The organism is Streptomyces sp. 2323.1, from assembly GCF_900221035.1.
Taxonomy (GTDB): Bacteria; Actinomycetota; Actinomycetes; order Streptomycetales; family Streptomycetaceae; genus Streptomyces; species Streptomyces sioyaensis.
In genome coordinates this window covers 3,175,462-3,197,801 of record NZ_LT907981.1, presented here as the reverse complement: position 1 = coordinate 3,197,801, position 22,340 = coordinate 3,175,462, and the positions used below count along the sequence as shown (strand labels likewise).

Sequence of the window (22,340 nt, the reverse complement as noted above, 5' to 3'; positions counted from 1 at the left end):
GCACCGGGCCCGGGGCAGCGGCCCGCTTCGGCTCCGGCCGCCATGTCCGGCCCCGGGGCTCCCGATCCGCCCCCGGGCCCACCCGGTGAAAGTTCAGGGACGGCTTCAGGGTCGTCCCTGATGCCCCGCGCCGCGGCGTCGTGTGACGATCGGGGACATGACCACCGCCCCACCCCGCGCCGAGACGGGATACGCCCCGGCGCCGGACCCGGATGACCCGCCCGTGCGAAAGCTGTACCGCAGCGCCGACGGGCGGCTGCTCGGCGGTGTCGCGCGCGGTCTGGCGGGGCATCTCGGGCTGCCGGTCTCCTGGGTGCGGATCGTGTTCGTGGCCCTGTTCATGGCCGACGGCATGGGCGCCCTGCTGTATGCCGCGTTCTGGTTCTTCGTCCCGCTGGGCGTCGGCGGCGTGGAGCACCGGCACCCCGCCGCGGCCGACGGGAAGCGCCGCCTGCCGCGGCACAAGCCCGACCGGGGCCAGGTCTTCGCGCTGATCGCGCTGCTCATCGGCGCCTCGATCGTCGCCTCCCGGTTCCAGCTGGGCCGGGCCGACGGCTATGTCTGGCCGGTGCTGCTGATCGGCGCCGGCGTCGCCCTGGTGTGGCGTCAGGCGGACAACTCCCGCCGCGCCCAGTGGCTGGAGCTGGGCCGCCGCAAGGGCGTGCTGCCCGTGCTGCGCGGCGCGGCCGGTGTGCTGCTGGTCTGCGTCGGGGTGACCATCATCGTCGTGCTGCAGGGATCGGTGCGCCATCTCGGCTCGGTGCTGCAGGCCTCCCTCGCCGTCGTCGTCGGCATCGCGCTGCTGGCGGGCCCCTATCTCGTCCGGATGACCCAGGACCTCTCCGAGGAGCGGCTGATGCGCATCCGTGCCCAGGAGCGCGCCGAAGTGGCCGCCCATGTCCATGACTCGGTCCTGCACACCCTCACCCTGATCCAGCGCAACGCCGACGACCCCCGGGAGGTGGCGCGGCTGGCCCGTGCCCAGGAGCGCGAACTGCGCGCCTGGCTCTACAAGCCCGAGGGCCGCGGCAAGGAGGAGGACGAGGAGCCGGCCACGGTGGCGGAGGCGGTCCGCAAGGCCGCCGCCGAGGTCGAGGACCACCACGGCGTCCCCATCGAGGTCGTGGTCGTCGGTGACTGCCCGCTGGACGAGGCGCTCGGCGCCCAGATGCAGGCCGCACGCGAGGCGATGGTCAATGCCGCCAAGTACGGTGGCGAGGGCGGCGCGGTGCAGGTGTTCGCCGAGGTGGAGGGCCGCACGGTCTTCGTCTCGGTACGCGACCGCGGCCCCGGATTCGACCTGGACGCGGTCCCCGAGGACCGGATGGGCGTACGGGAGTCCATCATCGGACGGATGGAGCGCAACGGCGGGACGGCCCGGCTGCGCTCCGCTCCGGAGGGCGGCACGGTCGTCGAGCTGGAAATGGAACGCGCGGCCGAGGAGCACGACGCATGACGGCGCCGGGCCGGGGGCGGCCGGTGGCGACACCGCGGGCCGGCGCACGGGATGATGACGGGGCAGACACCGAGGGACGGGCGGAAGAGATGACCAGCGAGGGCGCACAGCAGGACGGGACCGGCCGCGAGGCGGCCGGCGACCGGACCGTACGGGTCGTGCTGGTCGACGACCACCGGATGTTCCGTACGGGCGTCCAGGCGGAGATCGGTGAGACGGGGCGCACCGGCGTCGAGGTGGTCGGCGAGGCCGCCGATGTCGACCAGGCGGTCACGGTCATCACCACCACCCGCCCCGAGGTCGTCCTCCTGGACGTCCATCTCCCCGGGGGCGGCGGCGTCGAGGTGCTGCGCCGCAGCGCCGCGCTGATGGCCGACGCCGAGCGCCCGGTCCGCTTCCTCGCGCTCTCCGTCTCCGATGCGGCCGAGGACGTCATCGGCGTCATCCGCGGCGGAGCCCGCGGCTATGTCACCAAGACGATCACGGGTACGGACCTGGTCGACGCGGTCTTCCGGGTCGCCGACGGCGATGCGGTCTTCTCGCCACGGCTGGCCGGCTTCGTCCTGGACGCCTTCGCCTCGACGGACGCCCCGCCGATCGACGAGGACCTCGACCGTCTCACCCAGCGCGAGCGGGAGGTCCTCCGGCTGATCGCCCGCGGCTATGCGTACAAGGAGATCGCCAAGCAGCTGTTCATCTCCGTGAAGACGGTCGAGTCCCATGTCTCCGCGGTGCTGCGCAAGCTCCAGCTCTCCAACCGCCATGAGCTGACGCGCTGGGCGGCGGCCCGGCGACTGGTCTGACCTGCGGTCCCCGGCGCGGGAGCCGGGGAGCGGCGGGTATTTGATGAGGGGATGACGAGGGTGTAAAGAAGCACCAAAGACGGGCAACCAGGACTGCGCGGATCACCATCTAAGGGCGCGGAGAGGCTCACTGCCGAAGGCGGGGCCGGAACCATCCCCATCCTTCGCGTAGCTGTCCTGGAAGCGAGACCCGATGAGCCTGACGGGCACGCCCTTCTTTCTCACCTCGATCACGCTGTTGATTGTCGCCGTCGTGCTGCCGCTCGCCCTGTGGGGCCGGATAGCCGGGCCGCCCCTGGTGCGCGGCCTCGCGCGGCTGCTGATGCTGCTGTTCGCCCAGGTCACCGCCATCACCGTGGTCTTCGTCCTGGTCAACAACGCCAACAATCTCTATGACACCTGGGGCGATCTGCTCGGCACCGACAGCCATGTCGCGGCCGCGAAGGACCTCGGCCCCGACGGTATGGGCGGCCAGCAGATCAAGAACGAGCCCAAGCAGCTCCAGCGGTTCCGCCCGGCCGACGACCCCAGGGTGGGCCCCGGTGTGCAGATGACCGACCTCAAGGGCCGGATATCCGGGGTCATCGGCGAGGTGTACGTCTGGCTTCCGCCGCAGTACAACGACCCGGCCTACCGGAACAAGAAGTTCCCGGTGGTCGAGCTGCTGCCCGGCTACCCCGGCTCGGCGAAGTCCTGGTTCGGCTCGATCCACGCGGCCGAACAGCTCCAGCCGCTGATGCAGCGCGGCCTGGTCAAACCGGCCATCCTGGTGGCGCCGCGCACCGATCTCCTCGCCGGCGCGGACACCGGATGCGTCAACGTCCCCGGGCAGGTCAACGCCGACAGCTGGCTGACCGTCGACGTGCGCAAGATGGTCATCGACAACTTCCGGGCCGGCGACAAGCCGGACTCCTGGGCCCTGGCCGGCTACTCGGCCGGCGCGCACTGCGCCGCCAAGCTCGCGCTGTCCCACCCGGACCGCTACCGCGCCGGCGTCGCCATGTCCGGCTACAACGACCCGGCGCTGGAACGCGATTCGCTCGCCGGCAAGGACCCCAAGCTGCGCATCGAGTCCAACCCGATGCACATCCTGAAGTCCGCCAACGCGGCAGGGAAGCCGCCGCGGACCGCGCTGTACGTGTCGGGCGCGGCGGGCGACGGCTACCAGGCCGGCATCGGTCTGCGCGGGCTCGCGAAGCGTCCGACGACGGTGACCGTCCAGCTGATCCCGGCGAACGCGGGCGGTCACACCATGGTCGTATGGCGCCACCAGGTACCGGAGATCTTCCGCTGGCTGGGGATGTACCTCCGGGCGTAATGCTCCGCCCGGCCCGCGCCCAAGCCCCTGCGCCGGGCGGGCCGCCGCCGGCAGTCCCGAGCCGGCCAGGCCGGCGCGGGCAACCTGAGCCCGGCAGCCCCCCGGCCGGGTCCTAACCCGGCCGGGTCGCCGCCGCGAACGGCATCTGGTCGATCGGCGCGATCCGTACCGGCGCCCCCGGATGCGGTGCGTGGATCATCTTGCCGCCCCCGATGTAGAGCCCCACATGGCTGATGCCGGAGTAGAAGAACACCAGGTCACCGGGGGCGAGTTGGGACCGGTCGATGCGCGGCCCGGAGCTGATCTGGGTGTAGGTGGTCCGCGGCAGCGCGACGCCGCCGGACTTCCAGGCGGCCTGGGTCAGCCCCGAGCAGTCGTACGCGGAGGGGCCCGTCGCGCCCCAGACGTACGGCTTGCCCAGCGCGGCGTAGGCGAAGGAAACGGCCCGCGCGGCACGGGGGTTGGGGGCGGCGGCCGCGGCGGCCCCTGAGCCGTGGAGGATCCCGTCGAGAGGGCCGTCCCCGCGCGCCCCCCGGTCCGCACGAGCCGTACCGGCACCGTCCCGTCCCGCCATCCGCTGCCGCTGCTCGGCGGTCAGCCGGCTCAGCAACTGCTCGGCGGCGTCCAGCTTGTGGACGACCGTGACCCGGTGCTTCTTCAGCGTGGCCTCGGTGGCCGCCAGCCGCTCCGCGGTCTCCTCGGCCCGCTGCCGGACCTGCCGTACGCTGCCGAGCCGGCGCGCGTAACCGGCCACCGCGGTCGCCTGATGACTGCCCGCACGCTCCAGCACCGCGGCGCCGTCCAGATAGCGCTGCGGGTCCGCGGAGAGCAGCAGCCGTACGGTCGGGTCCACCCCGCCGGAGCGGTACTGGCTCGCGGCCAGGGCGCCCAGCTCGGTGCGGGCGGCGTTGAGCTTCTGGGTCCGGCGGGCGGCCTCGTCCTGCAGCCTGCTCAGCTCCTGGCGTGCGGTGCCGGCGGCTTCCTTCGCACCGTTGTAGTTCTGGGTGGCCACCTCTGCCTCCTGGTACAGCGCGTTGATCCGGCCCTTGACCTGGGCGGGGGTGGGCGGGGATGCGGCCTGGCCGGTGCCGTCGAAGACGGTGGCGGTGGCGGCACCGGCGAGTGCCAGTGTGGCGGCGGTACGGGCGGTGCGGGTGCCGCCGGTCAGCGAGGCGAGCGGATGCTGCCTGGGCTTGCGGTGCGAGGCCACGGTGGCCGTCACTTCCTTCCCTTCGAGCCGGGGGCCGGCGGCGGTCCGTCACGGGGGCAACGAACCGCCGCCGCACCTCGCGGCGAGGCGGCCGACAGGACGCCGGTGGGGGGCCGGCGAAGGCGGGGAGTCGACCGCCTGGAGGAGGACGCTAAGCCTGGGTGTCGCGCCGGGGAGTCCGATTGCCCGGCATTGTTCGCTTTCGACCGGTGCCGGTGTGCGGATGACCGTGCCGTCGGCGGCTGCACGGCCGGTACCGGTCCGGCCTGACCGAAGCGACGATTGTGGGCGCCCTGCCCGCAGGGCCGTGCTATGCGGCGGCTACGATCCCGCACTATGGACGTAGTAATCAATCTCTTCGTCGGCCTGCACATCATCGGCATCGCCGCCCTGCTCGGCGGCTTCATGACCCAGATGAAGGCGATGGGCGCGGGCACCGCCCGCTTCGTGCCGGCCATGCTGCACGGCGCGCTGACGATGCTGGTCACCGGCGTCGCGCTGGTCGGCCTCAACGAGGCCCAGGGCCACCACGTCAACACCCTCAAGATCGGCATCAAGATGGCCGTGCTGGTGGTGATCCTCGCGCTGGTCTACGTCAAGCGGGACGAGGAGACGATCGCCAAGCCGCTCTTCGGCGCGGTCGGTGCGCTGACGATGGCCAACATCTTCATCGCGGTGCTCTGGACCTGAGCGGCGCCCCGGTTCGAGTCTGAGCGGCGCCCCGGTCCGGACCTGCCCGGCGCCCCGGTCCGGACCTGCCCGGCGTCCCGGTCCGGACCTGAGCGGCGCCCCGGGATTCCGGGCAAGCGGACCACCGCCCCACAACAGCACACCGCGCGGTCCTCGCACTCCGTATTCGGAGGCGACGGCCGCGCGGTGGCGTGTGGGGGGTGACCGTGGGGGGTGGTTCCGTGGGGGAGCGCAGGGCACTGGGCCTCAGCCCGGGCGGACGCTCCCGTAGATCGGCATGTAGTAGATCGATTCCTCCCGGACGCTGGCGCCCGGGTGCGGCGCGTGGATCATCTTGCCGCCGCCTATGTACATCCCGACGTGGCTGATGTCGTCGAAGAAGAAGACCAGGTCACCGGGTTGCAGATCCTTGGTGGCCACTCGCTGGCCGACCTTGACCTGGTCCCAGGTGGTCCGCGGCAGCGTGACGCCGGCCGCCTTCCACGCCGCCTGCGTCAGGCCCGAGCAGTCGTAGGAGCTGGGGCCGGTGGCGCCCCAGACGTACGGCTTGCCGATCTGCGCGCGGGCGAAGGCGAGCGCCTGCTCGGCCTTGGTGGAGGACGAGTCGCCGGTCGAGCTGCCGGTCCCGCCACCGGTCTGGCCGCCCGTCGAACCGCCGCCGTCCTGCTGCCGCTGGCGCTCGCGCTCCTGCTGCCTGCGCGCCTCCTCCTCGGCCTTGCGCTTGGCGGCCGCCTCCTTCTGGCGCTCCAGCGCGGCCAGCCGCGCCTTCTCCTGGGCGGTCAGCCGGGACAGCAGCTGACGGGCCTCGGACAGCTTGTCCTGGACGGAGCGCTTGGACTCCTTGAGGGAGGCCTGGGACTTCTGCAGCTGCTCCAGGCTGTCGGTCGCCTTGACCCGCTGGTGCGCCGCGGCGGCCGCCTGCTCCTGGTAGTCGGTGACGGCCTGCTTCTGCCGGCCGGTCAGCCGCTCCATGAGGTGGCTGCGGTCGAAGAACTGCTGCGGGTCCTTGGCGAGCATCAGCTGCGCCGTCGGGTTCATCCCACCGGTGCGGTACTGCGCCGAGGCGAACATGCCCAGCTGGTGCCGGGACCGGTTCATCTGCTCGGCACGCTTGGCGGCGGCATTGAGCAGCCCGTCGACGGTGTGGCGCTGTGCGTCGGCGCGCTCCTTGGCCCCGTTGTACTTCTCGGTGGCCAGCTCGGCCTGGTGGTAGAGGTCGTCGACCTTCTTCTTGACCTCTTCGATGGTGGGCTTGGGCGCTCGGGGGGCCGCGTCGGCGGACTGCGAGAGCAGGGTGACCGACGCGAGGGCCGCGGTGGTGAGCCCGGCAGCCGTACGGCGGCCTCCGGGCGAGGCGAGGACGCTGGTGCGCGGCTTGCGATGGGACGCCAAGGCCGGCAACTCCTTCCGTGGACCGCCTACCGGGTTAGCTGTCGGGTTCGGGCGGTGTCGATGACGGAAGGCTTGCCCTACGGTCCTGACGTCCGCCTGAGACGGCCGTACGGATCGATTCACCCCGGTGGTGCTGGTGGGTCCCCGGCTCCGGGTGCCGTGAGGCAGGGCCGGACTCGGCGCGGCGGCCCGTGCGGACGCTGTCGTACGCGGGGAGGCGGGCTGCCTGAGCGAGGACGTTAGCCAACTCGTGTGGCTCCTGTGAAGGCTGATGTTCGATATGCCCGAAACCTTTTTGTGACCTGAACGCGATCCGGGGGTTGTTGTGGCAGATGTCGGATTCGGGTAGACGACGCGCGCCCGGGCTGCCCCGGACCCGGCCCCCCGACCCGCGGACCGCCCCGCGAGCCCCGAATTCCGCCGACAATCGGCACTCCGCGGCGGGCTGTCAGTGCGGCGGCCTAGACTCGGTGGGCGATGAGCAGCCTCTTTGACGACAGCTTCCTGGCGGACCTCGGCCACAAGGGCGAGGAGCCCCCGCCGCCTCCCGAGGACGAGCACGAGCCGGCCCCCGAGGAGATCCCCGACGACCTCTTCGGCGGGAAATACGACGCGCCCGGCCCCCGGGAGACGTACTACCGCGACGGCGCCGCCCGCCCCGCCGTCGACCCCGCCGCGCTGCTCGAAGGCCTCAACGACGAGCAGAAGGCCGCCGTGGTGCACACCGGCGGCCCGCTGCTGATCGTCGCCGGCGCCGGCTCCGGCAAGACCCGGGTGCTCACCCACCGCATCGCTCATCTGCTGGCCGAGCGCCATGTCCACCCCGGCCAGATCCTCGCGATCACCTTCACCAACAAGGCCGCGGGCGAGATGAAGGAGCGCGTCGAGGAGCTCGTCGGCCCCCGGGCGAACGCCATGTGGGTCTCCACCTTCCACAGCGCCTGCGTCCGCATCCTGCGCCGCGAGTCCAAGAAACTGGGCTTCACCTCGTCCTTCTCGATCTACGACGCCGCCGACTCCAAGCGCCTGATGGCCCTGGTCTGCCGCGATCTGGATCTGGACCCCAAGCGCTACCCGCCCAAGTCCTTCAGCGCGAAGATCTCCAACCTCAAGAACGAGCTCATCGACGAGGAGACCTTCGCCGGGACGGCGTCCGACGGTTTTGAGAAGACGCTGGCCGAGGCGTACGCGATGTACCAGTCGCGGCTGCGCGAGGCCAACGCCCTGGACTTCGACGACATCATCATGACGACGGTCCATCTGCTCCAGGCCTTCCCCGATGTCGCCGAGCACTACCGCCGCCGCTTCCGCCATGTCCTCGTCGACGAGTACCAGGACACCAACCACGCCCAGTACACCCTCGTCCGCGAGCTGGTCGGCCCCGCCGAATCCGCGGCCGAGCTGTGCGTCGTCGGTGACGCCGACCAGTCGATCTACGCCTTCCGCGGCGCCACCATCCGCAACATCCTCCAGTTCGAGGAGGACTACCCCGACGCGACCACGATCCTGCTGGAGCAGAACTACCGCTCCTCGCAGACGATCCTGTCCGCCGCCAACGCCGTCATCGAGCGCAACGAGAACCGCCGCCCCAAGAACCTCTGGACGGACGCCGGCAGCGGCCCCGGGATCACCGGCTACGTCGCCGACACCGAGCACGACGAGGCGCAGTTCGTCGCCGACGAGATCGACCGCCTGACGGACGCCGGGGACGCCAGGGCCGGCGATGTCGCCGTCTTCTACCGCACCAACGCCCAGTCCCGGGTCTTCGAGGAGATCTTCATCCGGGTCGGGCTGCCCTACAAGGTCGTCGGCGGCGTGCGCTTCTACGAGCGCAAGGAGGTCCGCGACGTCCTCGCCTATCTGCGGGTGCTCGCCAACCCCGAGGACACCGTCCCGCTGCGCCGCATCCTGAACGTCCCCAAGCGCGGCATCGGCGACCGCGCCGAGGCGATGATCGACGCCCTGTCGCTCCGCGAGAAGATCACCTTCCCGCAGGCGCTGCGCCGGGTCGACGAGGCGTACGGCATGGCGGCCCGCTCCGCCAACGCCGTCAAGCGCTTCAACGTCCTCATGGAGGAGCTGCGCACCATCGTCGAGTCCGGCGCCGGTCCCGCCACCGTCCTGGAAGCGGTCCTGGAGCGTACGGGCTACCTCGCCGAGCTCCAGGCCTCCACCGACCCGCAGGACGAGACCCGGATCGAGAACCTTCAGGAACTCGCCGCCGTGGCCCTGGAATTCGAGCAGGACCGCGGCGAAGAGAACCCTGGCACCCTCGCCGACTTCCTGGAGCAGGTCGCACTGGTCGCCGACTCCGACCAGATCCCGGACGAGGACGAGGAGGGCAGCGGCGTCATCACCCTCATGACGCTGCACACCGCCAAGGGCCTGGAATTCCCGGTGGTCTTCCTGACCGGCATGGAGGACGGCGTCTTCCCGCACATGCGCGCGCTGGGCCAGACCAAGGAGCTGGAGGAGGAGCGCCGGCTGGCCTACGTCGGCATCACCCGCGCCCGCGAGCGCCTCTATGTCACCCGCTCGACGATGCGCAGCGCCTGGGGCCAGCCCTCGTACAACCCGCCCTCCCGGTTCCTGGAGGAGATCCCGGGCGAGTACGTCGAGTGGAAGCGGACCGGCCAGGCGACGCCGTCCGCGTCGATGGGCGCGCTGTCGGGCGGTGGCGGCCTCGGCTCCGCCCTGTCGTCGCGCGGCAAGGGCCCGAGCGGCTTCGCCACCCGCCGCACCAAGGACCGCCCGGTGGTCGCGCTGGCCATCGGCGACCGCGTCACCCACGACAGCTTCGGGCTCGGCACGGTCGTGGGCGTCAAGGGCAGCGGCGACAACGCCGAGGCGACCATCGACTTCGGCGGCGAGAAGCCCAAGCGGCTGCTGCTGCGGTATGCGCCGGTGGAGAAGCTGTAACGCAGGCCGTGCGGGGGGCGGTCAGTTCGGGTTGAGGCCGTGGTCGCGCAGCCACGGCTGCGGGTCCACCGCCGCGCCGCCGCCCGGGCGCACCTCGAAGTGCAGATGCGGTCCGGTGGAGTTGCCGGAGTTGCCCGAATAGGCAATCCGGTCACCGGCCTTGACCTGCCCGGAGCGGATCTTGGTGCTGCTCAGATGGCAGTACCACGTCTCGGTGCCGTCGGGCGCCGTCACGATCGCCATGTTGCCGTAGGCGGAGTTCCACTGGGTGCGGATGGTGCCGTCGGTCGCGGACATGACCGGAGTGCCGTAGCTGACCGGGAAGTCGATGCCGGTGTGCACGGACATCCAGTTGACGCCGGCCTGGCCGAAGGTGGCGCTCAGCCCGTGCTGGGTCACCGGCAGCACGTACTTGGGGCGCATGGCCTCCTTGCGGGCCGCCGCCTCCGCCTTGCGCTTGCGGTCCAGCGCCTGGCGCTCCTTGAGGTCGATCCGCTCCTGGGTACGGCTGGCCCGGTCGCGGAAGTCGTCCGCGCTGGCGCTGAGTCCGGCGAGCTGGGTGTCGAGCTTGCTGTTGGCCGCGGACGGTTTGACGGCCCCCGCGTCGGACGCGGCCTGCGCGGTCGCCTCGGCCTTGTCGTCCCCGCCGAAGTGGGCGACGGACGCGGCGGCCACGGCGCAGACGCCCATGGCGGCGACCGAGGGGACGGCGACGGTCAGCAGCGCCGACCGCTTCACCGGGCGCCGCCGGCCCCGGCCGCGGGCGGCCTTCCCGGCTTCCGGCCCGGCGGCCCGGCGGCCGGCGGGGGCGTCGGCCGGGACGGGGATCGGCATGGCCTGTGTCATGGCGTCCGCCACGGCGGCGGCGTCGCCCAGCTCGCCGTGCTCCTCGGTGTCACCGGCGCCGACGGGGGAATTGCCGTCCGTGCCGTGGCGTCCGGTGTCGTACCCGTCGTAGCCGTCGGACTCGTACGGGCCGCTGCCGTGCCGGTCGCTCCCAGGGTGTGCGGCCTCGAAGGGCGCTGTGTCGAAGGGCGCGGTTTCGTCCCACGGGGTGTTGTCCCAGGGGGCGGTCTCGGCCGCGGGCGGGCCGGCCTGCGCCGGGATGCCGGCGATCAGGCCCTGGTCGGTGGTCGACCAGATCGCCGTGGCCTCGTAGCTCGCGGTCTCCTGGAGCGCGGTGGCCTGCCGGCTGAGGGCGTCGAAGCCGCCGGTGCTCTCGAAGGTCTCGGCCGTCTCGTAAGCGCCGGTGGCGTAACTGCCGGTGTCGTAACTACCGCTGTCATAACTGCCGGTCGCGTAACTGCCGGTGTCGCAGCCGCCGGTGGAAAAGCTTCCGGTGTCGAACCCGCCGTACCCGTAAGAGGTGGCTTCGTACGCCGTCGTCTCGTATCCGGCGGTTTCGTACCCGCCCGTGTCGTACGCGGACGAGGAGGAGTAACCGGTGGTGTCCTGCGCCGGCTGCTCGTAGGCGGTGTGCGCGTACGGGTCGTAGCCCCCGGCGGCCGCCTGCGGGTCGGCGACGGCATAGGCGCCGGTGTCATAGGAGCCGGTGTCCCACTGCATCGTGGGGTACGCGCCGGTGCCGTAGGCGTCGCCGGCCTGGCCGCCGTCCGTGGAACAGGCCCCGCCGCCATAAGCGCCGGTGTGGAAGGTGCCCGTGCCGTACGCACTCATCCCGTACGCACCCGTGTCGTAGGCGCCGGTGTCGTACATCCCGGTGCCATAGGTGCCGGTGTCGTACATGCCGGTTTCGTACGAGCCGGGGAGCGAGCCGAAGAGCGGGTCGCCGTCGCCGTATTGGGCGGTGCCGGCCGGGGACTGCTGCGCGTAGGAGTCGTAGGCCGGATAGTGCGCATACGAGGCGTCGGAAGCAGAGCCGGTCGAAGGCTGAGCCTCCGATGGGTGACGGTCGTTCACCAACTTCTCTTTCGCCTCGGCAGCAGGAGAATTAGCGGCGACTGTACCCGGCGGTATGCGATGGCGACAATCTTCAACTGGTTTTACGCTCGGCCAGACCGGGCATTTGGCCGCCTTTCGGCGGTCCCATGCCAGCTCTTGGCGCCTCGTTCGAGGTTTGTTCGACAACACGACAAGATCGTGTCGCCCGCGGGACGCCGCTGATGCGTCGCACGAGGCGGCAGTGGGGACTCTCGGTACGGGCTCGGGTCAGGCCACCGAAATGGTGTCCGCCGCTCCTTCTCCTTCCGCCTCCTCCGCCGATGCCAGTGCCGTGCGTATTCCGGCGGCGACGGTGGCGTTGACCGGCAGGGCGAGATGTCCGACACCGGCGACATGCACATTGTCGGCGATCACATCCGGGTGATCGATTCTGGCCGTCGTGGCCGGAATCATCACCTGGTCCGCCTCACTCCAGAAGGCCACGAATCGGGTGCGGCAATTCGGTGCCGGAAGCGACAACTCCGCGATCACCTCGGAATCGGGCCGCATCTGCCGGACGATCGGGTGCGCCGACATCAGGGGCGCGATACGGGTGCCGGAGTGCGGGGTGCCGAGCGTGACCAGCGTGCGGACATGGGCATCGCCGCCGAGCCGCTGGACGTAATAGCGGGCGATGAGGCCGCCGAGGCTGTGGCCCACGATGTCCACCCGGCGGTGACCGGTCCGCGCGCACACCTCCGCCACATGACGGCCGAGCAACTCGGCGGCCTTGCGGAGATCGCAGGTCAGCGGGGAGTAGTTGAGCGCCTCGACATGGCACCAGCCGTGCCGGTGCAGTGAGCGGCGCAGCAGGACGAAGACGGAGCGGTTGTCGATGAAGCCATGGAGCAGGAGGACCGGCGGATGCGCGCGGCCCTCGGTCGGCAGCAGCGTGGGCGCGGCGACGGCAGGCTGCGGGACCTTCGATGTCAGGCGCCCGTCTGTCCGGAGCCCGTCGGGAGGTTCGGCGGCCGGGGGTGGTGCGGGGCGTTCCTGGGACATACCGGTCGGATAGAGCAGCAGATGGGCGGCGAGCACCGCCAGGTCGACGACCGTGCTGCGGAGAAGAAGAGGAGAGGTGCGGGTGGGGAGCCGGCGCGCGTACTGGAGCGGTGCGGCAAGAAGGCGCGCGAGCAGAAGGGGTGCGGAGAGAAAGGGCAGGGCCTGCATGCCGACCTCCCGAACGGCACGCGGGAGGCGACTGTGACCCCCGTATGCCCTCGTGGGAAGCCATGCGCAGCGACGGCGGGCCTGCGGCGTGGCCCGCCCTGATGCGCGCCCGGCGGCGCGGTGGTTCGGCTGCGGCTCCCCGTGCGCCCGGCCCGCGTGCGCTGCGCCACGAGGCCGTGGCGTAACGACACGTGGAACGCGGCGCATAGCGAACGTGTCCCAGGTGTGATTTCCCCCTCCCCGGATGTCACGAAACGGCTGGGTACGGGATGCTGGCGATAACGTTCGTTCACGCTCGTGGCCGCCGGATCGCGGTCGCGCGATCGATTGTCGGCTCGGCGGCACCACAGTGCCGTGCATGGCTTGGAGGCAGTGATGGGTGTGGCTCGGCAGGACGGGGCGCAAGCGGGGAGCCAGGGCGCGATGGGGGTACCTCCCGGGCCGTTCAGGCACGGGGGAAGGTCGGGGCCGATCCGTGTGGTGGTGGCCAAGCCGGGCCTGGACGGGCACGACCGGGGTGCCAAGGTCATCGCGCGGGCGCTGCGCGACGCCGGTATGGAGGTGATCTACACCGGGCTGCACCAGACCCCGGAGCAGATCGTCGACACCGCGATCCAGGAGGACGCCGACGCGATCGGGCTGTCCATCCTCTCCGGCGCCCACAACACCCTCTTCGCGAAGGTCATCGCCCTCCTGGAGGAACGTGACGCGGCGGACATCAAGGTCTTCGGCGGTGGCATCATCCCCGAGGCCGACATCCCGCCGCTCAAGGCACAGGGCGTCGCGGAGATCTTCACGCCGGGCGCGACGACCGCCTCGATCGTGGAGTGGGTCCAGGCGAACGTGCGCTCGCTGGCGGTCTGAGGCGGCGCCGGGCACGTGCACCACGCGGACACCCTCTGGGGCGGCCGGGGCGCGGCGGGTCATGGCGTCCTCCGGCCGGTCTCCCCGGCTTCCCCGGTCTCCCCGGCCGGCGCGGGGGCGGCGGGCGGCGGCGTGAGTCCGGGCGGCGGCGTGAGTTCGGCACGCATCGTGGCGCGCAGGCGCAGGGTGCCGACCAGGCGCTGGAAGGCCTCGGACCAGTAGCCGCCGGAGCCCGGTGAGGCGCCCTCCGGCTCGTCCGTGACGGCGGTGAGCATGTCGAGACGGTCTGCGGCCGCCGGGTCCAGACAGCGCTCGGCCAGGCCCATCACCCCGCTGAAGCTCCAGGGGTAGCTGCCCGCGTCCCGGGCGATGTCCAGCGCATCGACGACGGCGCGGCCCAGCGGCTCCGCCCAGGGGACCGCGCACACCCCGAGCATCCGGAAGGCGTCCGACAAACCGTGCGCCGCGATGAACTCCGCCACCCACCGGGCCCGTTCGTCCGCGGGCAGCACGGCCAGCAGCTTCGTCAGATCCCGCGACGAGCCGGCCGGTGAGACCTCGGCGGCCTGGGGCGGCGCGCCCGGCGCACCCAGCAGGGCCCGCGCCCAGTCGGCGCTCTGCTGGCGCACCGCGGCCCGGCACCAGCCATCGTGCAGTTCCGTCCGCCAGTCGTCCGCCACCGGCAGCGCGACGATCGCCGCCGGCTCCCGGCCCCCGAAGCGCTCGCGCCAGCTGTCCAGCGGCGTTGCCTCCACCAACTGGCCCAGCCACCAGGACCGTTCGCCCCGCCCGGAGGGCGGCTTGGGAGCCACGCCGTCCCGTTGCATCGCCGCGTCGCACTCGTGCGGCGCCTCCACCGCGATTCTCGTGCTGCCCGACGTACGGTCCAGGCCGATGCAGGCGTGCGCACGCTTGGCCATACGGGCCGCGAACGCGGAGGCCGGCAGGGTGGAGAGGAACTCGGCGGCCGTGGCGCGGACATTGCGGCTGCGGTCGGACAGCGCCCGTTCGAGGAAGGGCTCATCTGCCGCCGAGAGGTCCTCGCGCAGCGAGTCGAGGAACATCAGGCGGTCCTCGGCCCGCTCCGTGGACCAGGTCGTGGCCAGCAGCGCCAGGCCGGCCGGCGGGTCGTGCCGGCGCAGCGCGGTCAACAGGGCGACCCGCTCCGCGAACAGGCCCTCCTCCCACTGCTGCCGTACGCCCTCGGGACCGTCACCGAGGGGGAACCCGGCCGGGCCGCCGATCCCGCGGAGCGCGAACTTCCATTCGTCGTTGAGCCGCGCCAGCCACAGGGCGCGCGGTCCCGCCAGCGCCAGCGCGGCGGGCCGCAGATCCGTACGGGCCCGGGCGGCGTCGAGCAGCTCCGGAAGCAGTGCCTCCGGGGCGCGATAGCCGTATCCGTCGGCGGCGGCCAGCCACTGGGGGAGCAGTTCGGTGAGGTCGGGGGCCGTCCCCCGGCGGCTGCTGCCTCCGGCGCCGCCGCGGTCGGCGAGCAGCAGGGAGAGCCGGCGACGGGCCGCGGGCGGCAGCGGGGGCCGCGGATCGGCCGGGGCCGGGGCGGGCCGCTCGCCGGCCGGCGCGGGGCGTAGCGCGGCGCGGCGGCGCACCGTGCTCACCGCGGCCGCATCCAGGAGCGCGGCCGCACCGCCCTGCCCGGACCGCATCGCCACCGGCGGGGACCGGCGCTCGGTCCCGAGGAGCGCGGCGCTCACGAGGGCGGACCAGTCGGCCGGGGTGGCCGGGCCGGGGGAGGCGGCTGCGGAGGAGGCGGATGTGGGGGAGGTGGATGTGGGCGGTGGGGCGGACGAAGCAGGCGGGGCGGGCGAAGGGAGCGGGGTGGGTGAAGTGGGCGAGGTGCTGCTGGTGCCGCTCATGTCGCTCGTGCCGCTGGTGCCGCTCGTGCTGCTGGTGTTGCTCATGATGGTCGTGGTGCTCGTCATGCTCGTCATCCCCCTCTTTCAGGCCTTTCAGGTCTTCCAGGCGTCGGTGGTGGGCGGCTTGCGCGGAGGGCGGGGAGCCGGGGCGGGCGAAGCCGGGGGCCGGGTCACAGGGACACCGGGGTGGGGTCCCAGACGGTCAGCGGCAGAAAGCCGCGGTGACCGCATTCGCCGAAGACCGTGACCGGCGCCCCGCCCGATATGGCGGCCAGCTGCCACCGGCTCGCCCGGCCGGAAGAGCGCGGGTCCAGCGGCAGCGCCGACTCCCCGTCCGCATCGGCCAGTTGCCAGGGCGCCCCGTCGCGGCCCGGTATGGACGTGACGTCGGTGAGCACCACCGGCCAGGAATCCAGCCAGGGGTCGTCGCGCAGTGCATCGCCGTACGCGGTCAGCGCGGCATCGATGCCGCAGCCGGGTGGCACCGGTCCGGGGGCCGCCGGGGCGTGCCGCTCGCCCAGGGCCGCACGCAGCGGGCGGGCGCCGGGGTAGTAGGCGAGGTCCGCGTCGAGGACCAGACCGGGCGGCAGGGCCAGGTCCAGCGGGCGGTGGGAGCCTCCGAACGACAGATGCAGGGCCATCCGGCCGGTGCGCTCGCCCCGGAGAAAGATTCTGCGGGTGAGCAACTTCCCGTCGTTGCTGTCCTGTTGAGCGAGCACCAGCCAGCGGTCCCGGACCGTTGCCGCATCGGGGCCGGTCAGCAGTTCCGCCGCCTCGGTGGTGAGTCCGACACGGGAGCGGACCGTCGCCGCGAGCGGGGCCGGAAGCCGGTCGAGGCCCAGGAACCCCTGATCGAGGAGGTGCAGCAGCGCGCACTCCTCCAGCAGCCGGGCCGGCCAGTCGGCGCCGGACGCGACCACCGAGCCCAACTCCCGTACCCGCGCGGCGAGGCCGGGTGCCTGGGCGTCGACCATACGGGCGGCCGTCTCGTCCCAGGAGCCGCCCGCGCTCCCGGATCCGCCCGGATGAGAATCACCCCCACCGGTACGTCCGGCCGAGGCCAGGCCGGACTGGAGAAGATCCTCCAGGCGCTGCTCCAGTTCCATGGCTCCGGCGCCGATCCGCTGCATCCGGCGGGCGGCCCGCCGCTCGGCGGCCTCCGGGTCGGCGGGCGCACGCGACGCCGCGCCCCCGCCCGGGGGCGCACCCGCTGTCCGCCCGGCGCGCTCGCGGCGCCCGGCCAGCCACTCGACCGCCCACGGGGCAGGCTCCCCGGCCGTCACCGCCCGATCGCCGTCGCCGCCCGCCCAGAGCAGCAACAGCCCGAGCGCGTGCTTGCACGGAAATTTACGGCTCGGGCAACTGCACGTGAAGGCCGGGCCGTTGAGGTCGATCACGGTCTGGTACGGCTTCTTGCCGCTGCCCTTGCACTGTCCCCACACCGCGGCCCCGTCCGCGCCCGTTTCCGACCACGGCCCGGGCGCCGCGAGCTTGCCGCCCGCCTTGCATGATGCCTCGTCAGGCGCCAGCGCGAGCACCTGATCCGTCGTCCAGCGTTCCCCCTGCGGATTCATGTCTCCGACGCTACGACGCGCCACTGACAATCTCGCCAGGCCGTGCCGAACTCGCAGGCCAGCGCCGGTTTTCGGGGCTTTGTCAGTGGTCTGGTGCAGGCTTGATTCCGCAAGCGGCCGCAGCGGGTTTCGCGGTGCCGGCCGCAGACGTGAGGACGAGGGGGAAACATGTCCGGGAACAGCTTCAGGACGGCGGACGATACGAAGAGTCCGGCGGGCGGGACGACCCTGGAAGCCGCGGGCGGCGTGGTGCTGCGGCCGCATGCCGAGGACAGCTTCGCGGCGGAGCTCGCGGCCCTCGCGGCGGCCGACGACCGGCCGCGGCCGGAGCGCTGGCGGCTCTCGCCGTGGGCCGTCGCCACCTATCTGCTCGGCGGCACACTCGCGGACGGCACGGTCATCACACCGAAATACGTCGGCCCGCGCCGGATCGTCGAGGTCGCCGTGACCACTCTCGCCACGGACCGCGCACTGCTCCTGCTCGGCGTGCCCGGCACCGCGAAGACCTGGGTGTCCGAGCATCTGGCGGCGGCCGTCAGCGGCGATTCCACCCTGCTGGTCCAGGGCACGGCCGGCACTCCTGAGGAGGCGATCCGCTACGGCTGGAACTACGCCCAGCTGCTCGCGAACGGCCCCAGCCGCGAGGCGCTGGTGCCCAGCCCGGTGATGCGCGCGATGGCGCAGGGCATGACCGCGCGGGTCGAGGAGCTGACCCGGATCCCCGCCGACGTACAGGACACGCTCATCACGGTCCTGTCGGAAAAGGCCCTGCCGATCCCCGAGTTGGGGCAGGAGGTACAGGCCGTCCGCGGCTTCAATCTGATCGCCACCGCCAACGACCGCGACCGCGGGGTCAACGAACTCTCCAGTGCCCTGCGCCGCCGCTTCAACACCGTCGTGCTGCCGCTGCCCGCGACCCCCGACGAAGAGGTGGACATCGTCTCGCGCCGGGTCGAGCAGATCGGACGCTCGCTGGACCTCCCGGCCGGGCCGGAGGGGCTGGACGAGATCCGCCGGGTCGTCACGGTCTTCCGTGAGCTGCGCTCCGGCACCACCGCCGACGGCCGGACCAAGCTCAAGTCACCCTCCGGCACCCTCTCCACGGCCGAGGCCATCTCGGTGGTGACCAACGGCCTGGCGCTGGCCACCCACTTCGGGGACGGCGTGCTGCGCTCCGGGGACGTGGCCGCGGGCATCCTGGGCGCTGTGGTCCGCGACCCGGCCGCGGACCGGGTCGTATGGCAGGAGTACCTCGAAACGGTGGTGCGTGAGCGCGACGGGTGGAAGGACTTCTACCGCGCCTGCCGTGAGGTGAGCGCATGACCGGGCCGCTGCTGCTCGGGGTGCGGCACCACGGCCCCGGATCGGCACGGGCGGTGCGCGCCGCCCTGGAGCAGTACACCCCCGCCGCGGTCCTGATCGAGGGACCGCCGGAGGCGGACGAGCTGGTCCCGTTCGCCGCCCGGGAGGAGATGAGGCCGCCGGTCGCGCTGCTCGCCCATGCGCAGGACGACCCCAGCCGCGCGGCGTTCTGGCCGCTGGCCGAGTTCTCCCCGGAGTGGGTCGCGATGCGCTGGGCTCTGGAGCGTGGCGTCCCCGTCCGCTTCATCGATCTGCCCGCGGCCCACTCCCTGGCTATGGGGGAGGACGGGGAGCAGCCGGAAGGGCAGACGTCCGGCGGGGAGGAGCCCGAGGGGGAGCAGCCGGGCGCGGAGAAGTCCGGCGGTGAGCAGCCCGAGGGGGAGCAGGCGGAAGGGGAGACGCCCGGCGGCGACGGACCTGAGAAGGAACCGGGCACCCCGGCCGATGTGCGGGTCGATCCGGTCCGGGTGCTGGCCGAGGCGGCCGGGTACGACGATCCCGAGCGCTGGTGGGAGGACGTGGTCGAGCACCGCGGGGGCGGGGGGACCTCCTCCCGACGGAGCGGCGCCGAGAGCGGGGGAGGGCCCGATGCGGACGCCGCCGCCCCGTTCGCGGCGCTAGCCGAGGCAATGGGCGCGCTGCGGGAGACCTACGGCGACGGCGGCCATGACCGTGATCCGGTGCGCGAGGCCCATATGCGGCTGCGGCTGCGGGCCGCGCGCAAGGAGTTCGGGGACCACATCGCCGTGGTGTGCGGAGCCTGGCACGTCCCGGCCCTGGCACAGCGCACCACCATGGCCGCCGACCGGCAGCTGCTCAAGGGCCTGCCGAAGGTGAAGGCGACGGTCACCTGGGTGCCCTGGACACACCGGCGGCTGTCCCGGCACAGCGGTTACGGCGCCGGCATCGCCTCGCCCGGCTGGTACGGCCATCTCTTCAGCGCCCCCGACCGCCCCGTGGAACGCTGGCTGACCAAGGTCGCCGGGCTGCTCCGGGAGGAGGACTACGCCGTCTCGTCGGCGCATGTCATCGAGGCGGTGCGGCTCGCCGAGGGGCTGGCCACGGTGCGCGGCCGCCCGCTGGCCGGCCTGACGGAGCTGGACGACGCGATCCGGGCCGTCATGGGCGACGGCTCCGACGCCCCGTCCTCGCTGATCCACGACCGGCTGGTGGTCGGTGAGGTGCTGGGCGAGGTCCCGGAGGACGCCCCCGCGGTGCCGCTGCAACGGGACCTCGCCCGCACCCGGCGCACGCTCCGGCTCACACCGGAGGCCTTGGAACGGGAATTGGAGCTGGATCTGCGCAAGGAGACCGACGCCGCGCGCAGCCGCCTGCTGCACCGGCTGCGACTGCTCGGCATCCCCTGGGGAGAGCCCGCCCACTCCCGAAGCAGCACCGGCACCTTCCGGGAGACCTGGCGGCTGCGCTGGGAACCCGAACTCTCGGTGCGGGTCGCGGAGGCCGGCATCTGGGGTACGACGGTGCTCTCGGCCGCCACCGCCAAGGCGGTTGCCGAGGCGTCGGAGGCGTCCGAGGCCTCCGGGGCGGCCACGCTCGCCGGGGTGACGGCGCTCGCCGAGCGCTGTCTGCTCGCCGGACTCCCCGACGCCCTCCCGGTGGTGATGCAGGCACTGTCCGACCGTGCGGCGCTCGACGCGGACGTGGGCCATCTCGCCCAGGCGCTGCCCGCCCTCGTCCGGTCCGTGCGCTACGGCGATGTCCGGGGCACGGAGTCCGCGGCGCTCCGCGAGGTGGCCATGGGCCTGGCCGAGCGGGTCTTCGTCGGACTGCCGCCGGCGTGCGCTGGCCTGGACGCCGAAGGTGCCGCCGCCATGCGCGGCCATCTCGACGCCACCCATCAGGCCGTCGGCCTCCTCGGCCGGCCGGAGCCCGGAGAGCGGCCCGCCCCCAACAGCCTGCGGGCGCGGTGGGCCGCAGTGCTGCACACGGTGAGTGAACGGGACGCCGTACCGGGGCTGATCCGCGGCCGCGCCGTCAGACTGCTGCTGGACGACGGCGAGTTGGGCGAGGAAGGAGCCGAGCGGCTGATGGGGCTGGCCCTCTCGCCGGGCACCCCGCCCGTCGATGCCGCCGGGTGGGTCGAGGGCTTCGTCGGCGGCGGGGACGGCGGCATGCTGCTGGTCCACGACGAACGGCTGCTCGCGCTGGTCGACGGCTGGCTGACCGGGGTGCCGGACGCGGCGTTCACGGACGTGCTGCCGCTGCTGCGCAGAACCTTCGCCGAGTACGAGCCCGGAGTGCGGCGCACCCTCGGTGAACTGATCCGCCGCGGCCCCACGGCAACGCCCCGCCGCCCGCCCGGCGACGCGGCCCCCGCCGCACCCGGCTTCGGCCCCGGCCTGGACCGCGACCGGGCCGCCGCCGTACTCCCCACGCTGCGCCTGCTCCTGGGGATCGAAGAGCAGGGCTTCGCCAGCGAGCCGAGTGGAGCGGCAGGGCCGGCTGGTCCGGCCGAGTCGACCGGAGCGACGGGTCCGACCTTCCTCTCGCCCTCGCCCCCGCCCCCCGTCTCCGAGGAAGAACGACTACGCCGCTGGCGGCTGGTGCTCGGTGGGGGTGGCGCGGACGGTACGGGGTGTGAGCTGCGGGGGCGGGATGCGGCGATGGACGGGGCGCTGGCCTCGCTCTACGGCCGGGAGAGCGGCGACGGAGGCAAGAGGGCCGGCGGCGGCAGGCGTTCGGCTGGGCTCGGGGCCTCGGCGCCCGGAGTGGCGCGCTGGCTCGGCGACATCCGGACGTACTTCCCGTCCTCCGTGGTGCAGGTGATGCAGCGTGACGCCATCGACCGGCTGGGGCTGTCCGCGCTGCTGCTGGAGCCGGAGATGCTGGAGGCCGTCGAGGCGGACGTCCATCTGGTGGGGACCCTGCTCTCGCTCAACCGGCTGATGCCGGAGACGGCCAAGGAATCCGCACGCGCCGTCGTCCGCAAGGTCGTCGAAGAGCTGGAGAAGAAGCTGGCGAACCGCACCCGCGCCGCCCTCACCGGGGCGCTGGACCGCTCCGCGCGGATCAGCCGGCCGCGCCACCGCGACATCGACTGGGACCGCACGATCCGGGCGAACCTCAAGAACTACCTCCCCGAATACCGCACGGTCGTCCCCGAGCGCCTGATCGGCTATGGCCGGGCCGCGCAGTCGATGAAGAAGGAAGTGGTGCTCTGCATCGACCAGTCCGGTTCGATGGCCGCCTCGGTCGTCTACGCCTCGGTGTTCGGCGCGGTGCTGGCCTCCATGCGGGCCATCGACACCCGGCTGGTCGTCTTCGACACCGCGGTGGTCGATCTGACGGACCAACTCGACGACCCGGTCGACGTGCTCTTCGGCACCCAGCTCGGCGGCGGCACGGACATCAACCGCGCGCTCGCCTACTGCCAGTCCCGGATCACCCGCCCCGCCGAAACCGTCGTCGTCCTCATCAGCGACCTCTACGAGGGCGGTATCCGCGACGAGATGCTCAAACGGGTCGCCGCGATGAAGGCGTCCGGGGTGCAGTTCGTGACGTTGCTCGCGCTGTCCGACGAGGGGGCACCGGCCTACGACCGTGAGCACGCCGCGGCTCTCGCGGCCCTGGATGCACCGGCGTTCGCCTGTACGCCCGATCTGTTCCCCGACGTGATGGCGGCCGCCCTGGAGAAACGGCCGCTGCCCATACCGGACATGGCGGAGCAACGGTGACAGGTAGCCCGGGGGGACTTGCGTGGCACCTGGCTGCTCATGCAAGGATCAGGGCATCGCTCGATCGCCCGC

Annotated in this window: 14 protein-coding genes and 1 riboswitch; of the genes, 8 read left to right on the top strand and 6 right to left on the bottom strand. The window is 72.6% G+C overall.

All coding sequences use genetic code 11. The annotated features are described in order from the left end of the window. Positions 1-157: 157 nt before the first annotated feature. The 3 genes from CPH93_RS13210 to CPH93_RS13200 all read left to right on the top strand — a co-directional run bounded on the left by CPH93_RS13210 (position 158) and on the right by CPH93_RS13200 (position 3,577). Positions 158-1,456 (top strand): ATP-binding protein, encoded by a 1,299-nt coding sequence (locus CPH93_RS13210; protein WP_093484724.1) that lies wholly within the window; start codon positions 158-160, stop codon positions 1,454-1,456. A gap of 89 nt (positions 1,457-1,545) precedes the next feature. Further along, positions 1,546-2,259 carry a LuxR C-terminal-related transcriptional regulator gene (locus CPH93_RS13205; protein WP_093489054.1) on the top strand — a complete coding sequence of 238 codons (714 nt, stop codon included), beginning with the start codon at positions 1,546-1,548 and terminating at the stop codon, positions 2,257-2,259. 193 nt (positions 2,260-2,452) lie between these two features. Then, the gene (locus tag CPH93_RS13200; RefSeq protein WP_093649108.1) at positions 2,453-3,577 is read left to right on the top strand and encodes an alpha/beta hydrolase; all 1,125 of its coding nucleotides are present in this window, start codon (positions 2,453-2,455) and stop codon (positions 3,575-3,577) included. Between the two features lie 112 nt (positions 3,578-3,689). On the opposite strand, the gene CPH93_RS13195 is transcribed toward CPH93_RS13200, so the two are convergent. After that, positions 3,690-4,799: a C40 family peptidase gene (locus CPH93_RS13195; RefSeq protein ID WP_231977309.1), complete on the bottom strand. Its 1,110-nt coding sequence runs from the start codon at positions 4,797-4,799 to the stop codon at positions 3,690-3,692. Between the two features lie 324 nt (positions 4,800-5,123). On the opposite strand from CPH93_RS13195, the gene CPH93_RS13190 reads away from it, so the two are divergent. Next, on the top strand, positions 5,124-5,477 hold the full coding sequence (locus CPH93_RS13190; protein WP_096212958.1) for a hypothetical protein: 354 nt from the start codon (positions 5,124-5,126) through the stop codon (positions 5,475-5,477). A gap of 246 nt (positions 5,478-5,723) precedes the next feature. Here the strand turns inward: CPH93_RS13190 and CPH93_RS13185 are convergent, their stop codons facing one another. Then, the gene (locus CPH93_RS13185; RefSeq protein WP_173909805.1) at positions 5,724-6,869 is read right to left on the bottom strand and encodes a C40 family peptidase; all 1,146 of its coding nucleotides are present in this window, start codon (positions 6,867-6,869) and stop codon (positions 5,724-5,726) included. A gap of 7 nt (positions 6,870-6,876) precedes the next feature. Beyond that, a riboswitch (cyclic di-AMP (ydaO/yuaA leader) is annotated at positions 6,877-7,046 on the bottom strand. 300 nt (positions 7,047-7,346) lie between these two features. On the opposite strand from CPH93_RS13185, the gene pcrA reads away from it, so the two are divergent. Continuing rightward, positions 7,347-9,788, top strand: a complete 2,442-nt coding sequence (gene pcrA / locus CPH93_RS13180; protein WP_096212956.1) for a DNA helicase PcrA — start codon at positions 7,347-7,349, stop codon at positions 9,786-9,788. Between the two features lie 21 nt (positions 9,789-9,809). On the opposite strand, the gene CPH93_RS13175 is transcribed toward pcrA, so the two are convergent. Beyond that, the gene (locus CPH93_RS13175) at positions 9,810-11,708 is read right to left on the bottom strand and encodes a M23 family metallopeptidase (RefSeq protein ID WP_096212955.1); all 1,899 of its coding nucleotides are present in this window, start codon (positions 11,706-11,708) and stop codon (positions 9,810-9,812) included. A gap of 249 nt (positions 11,709-11,957) precedes the next feature. Continuing rightward, complete coding sequence (locus CPH93_RS13170; protein WP_096212954.1) at positions 11,958-12,899, bottom strand: esterase/lipase family protein; 942 nt, start codon at positions 12,897-12,899, stop codon at positions 11,958-11,960. A 423-nt stretch (positions 12,900-13,322) separates the two neighbouring features. Here CPH93_RS13170 and CPH93_RS13165 point away from each other — a divergent pair, with 423 nt between their 5' ends. After that, complete coding sequence (locus tag CPH93_RS13165; RefSeq protein ID WP_093484732.1) at positions 13,323-13,763, top strand: cobalamin B12-binding domain-containing protein; 441 nt, start codon at positions 13,323-13,325, stop codon at positions 13,761-13,763. Positions 13,764-13,822: 59 nt separating this feature from the next. Here CPH93_RS13165 and CPH93_RS13160 read toward each other — a convergent pair whose 3' ends face one another. Together CPH93_RS13160 and CPH93_RS13155 are read right to left on the bottom strand one after the other, a co-directional pair. Then, a complete protein-coding gene (locus tag CPH93_RS13160) occupies positions 13,823-15,637 on the bottom strand; it encodes a DUF5691 domain-containing protein (RefSeq protein ID WP_443031462.1) in 1,815 nt (604 codons plus the stop codon). A gap of 170 nt (positions 15,638-15,807) precedes the next feature. Next, positions 15,808-17,211, bottom strand: coding sequence for an SWIM zinc finger family protein (locus CPH93_RS13155; RefSeq protein ID WP_096212953.1), 1,404 nt, complete (start codon positions 17,209-17,211; stop codon positions 15,808-15,810). Between the two features lie 168 nt (positions 17,212-17,379). Between CPH93_RS13155 and CPH93_RS13150 the strand changes: the two genes are divergently transcribed. Beyond that, a complete protein-coding gene (locus CPH93_RS13150) occupies positions 17,380-18,534 on the top strand; it encodes an ATP-binding protein (RefSeq protein ID WP_096212952.1) in 1,155 nt (384 codons plus the stop codon). Further along, positions 18,531-22,268 carry a DUF5682 family protein gene (locus CPH93_RS13145; RefSeq protein ID WP_096212951.1) on the top strand — a complete coding sequence of 1,246 codons (3,738 nt, stop codon included), beginning with the start codon at positions 18,531-18,533 and terminating at the stop codon, positions 22,266-22,268. Before CPH93_RS13150 ends, CPH93_RS13145 begins: the two co-directional genes overlap by 4 nt. Positions 22,269-22,340 lie beyond the last annotated feature (72 nt).

Bases quoted from the DNA above. Each gene is read 5' to 3' on its own strand.
- CPH93_RS13145 (WP_096212951.1), top strand. From the start codon at position 18,531: ATGACCGGGCCGCTGCTGCTCGGGGTGCGGCACCACGGCCCCGGATCG.
- CPH93_RS13205 (WP_093489054.1), top strand. From the start codon at position 1,546: ATGACCAGCGAGGGCGCACAGCAGGACGGGACCGGCCGCGAGGCGGCC.
- CPH93_RS13170 (WP_096212954.1), bottom strand. From the start codon at position 12,899: ATGCAGGCCCTGCCCTTTCTCTCCGCACCCCTTCTGCTCGCGCGCCTT.
- CPH93_RS13160 (WP_443031462.1), bottom strand. From the start codon at position 15,637: ATGAGCGGCACCAGCAGCACCTCGCCCACTTCACCCACCCCGCTCCCT.
- CPH93_RS13155 (WP_096212953.1), bottom strand. From the start codon at position 17,211: ATGAATCCGCAGGGGGAACGCTGGACGACGGATCAGGTGCTCGCGCTG.
- CPH93_RS13165 (WP_093484732.1), top strand. From the start codon at position 13,323: ATGGGGGTACCTCCCGGGCCGTTCAGGCACGGGGGAAGGTCGGGGCCG.
- pcrA (WP_096212956.1), top strand. From the start codon at position 7,347: ATGAGCAGCCTCTTTGACGACAGCTTCCTGGCGGACCTCGGCCACAAG.
- CPH93_RS13200 (WP_093649108.1), top strand. From the start codon at position 2,453: ATGAGCCTGACGGGCACGCCCTTCTTTCTCACCTCGATCACGCTGTTG.
- CPH93_RS13150 (WP_096212952.1), top strand. From the start codon at position 17,380: ATGTCCGGGAACAGCTTCAGGACGGCGGACGATACGAAGAGTCCGGCG.
- CPH93_RS13210 (WP_093484724.1), top strand. From the start codon at position 158: ATGACCACCGCCCCACCCCGCGCCGAGACGGGATACGCCCCGGCGCCG.
- CPH93_RS13190 (WP_096212958.1), top strand. From the start codon at position 5,124: ATGGACGTAGTAATCAATCTCTTCGTCGGCCTGCACATCATCGGCATC.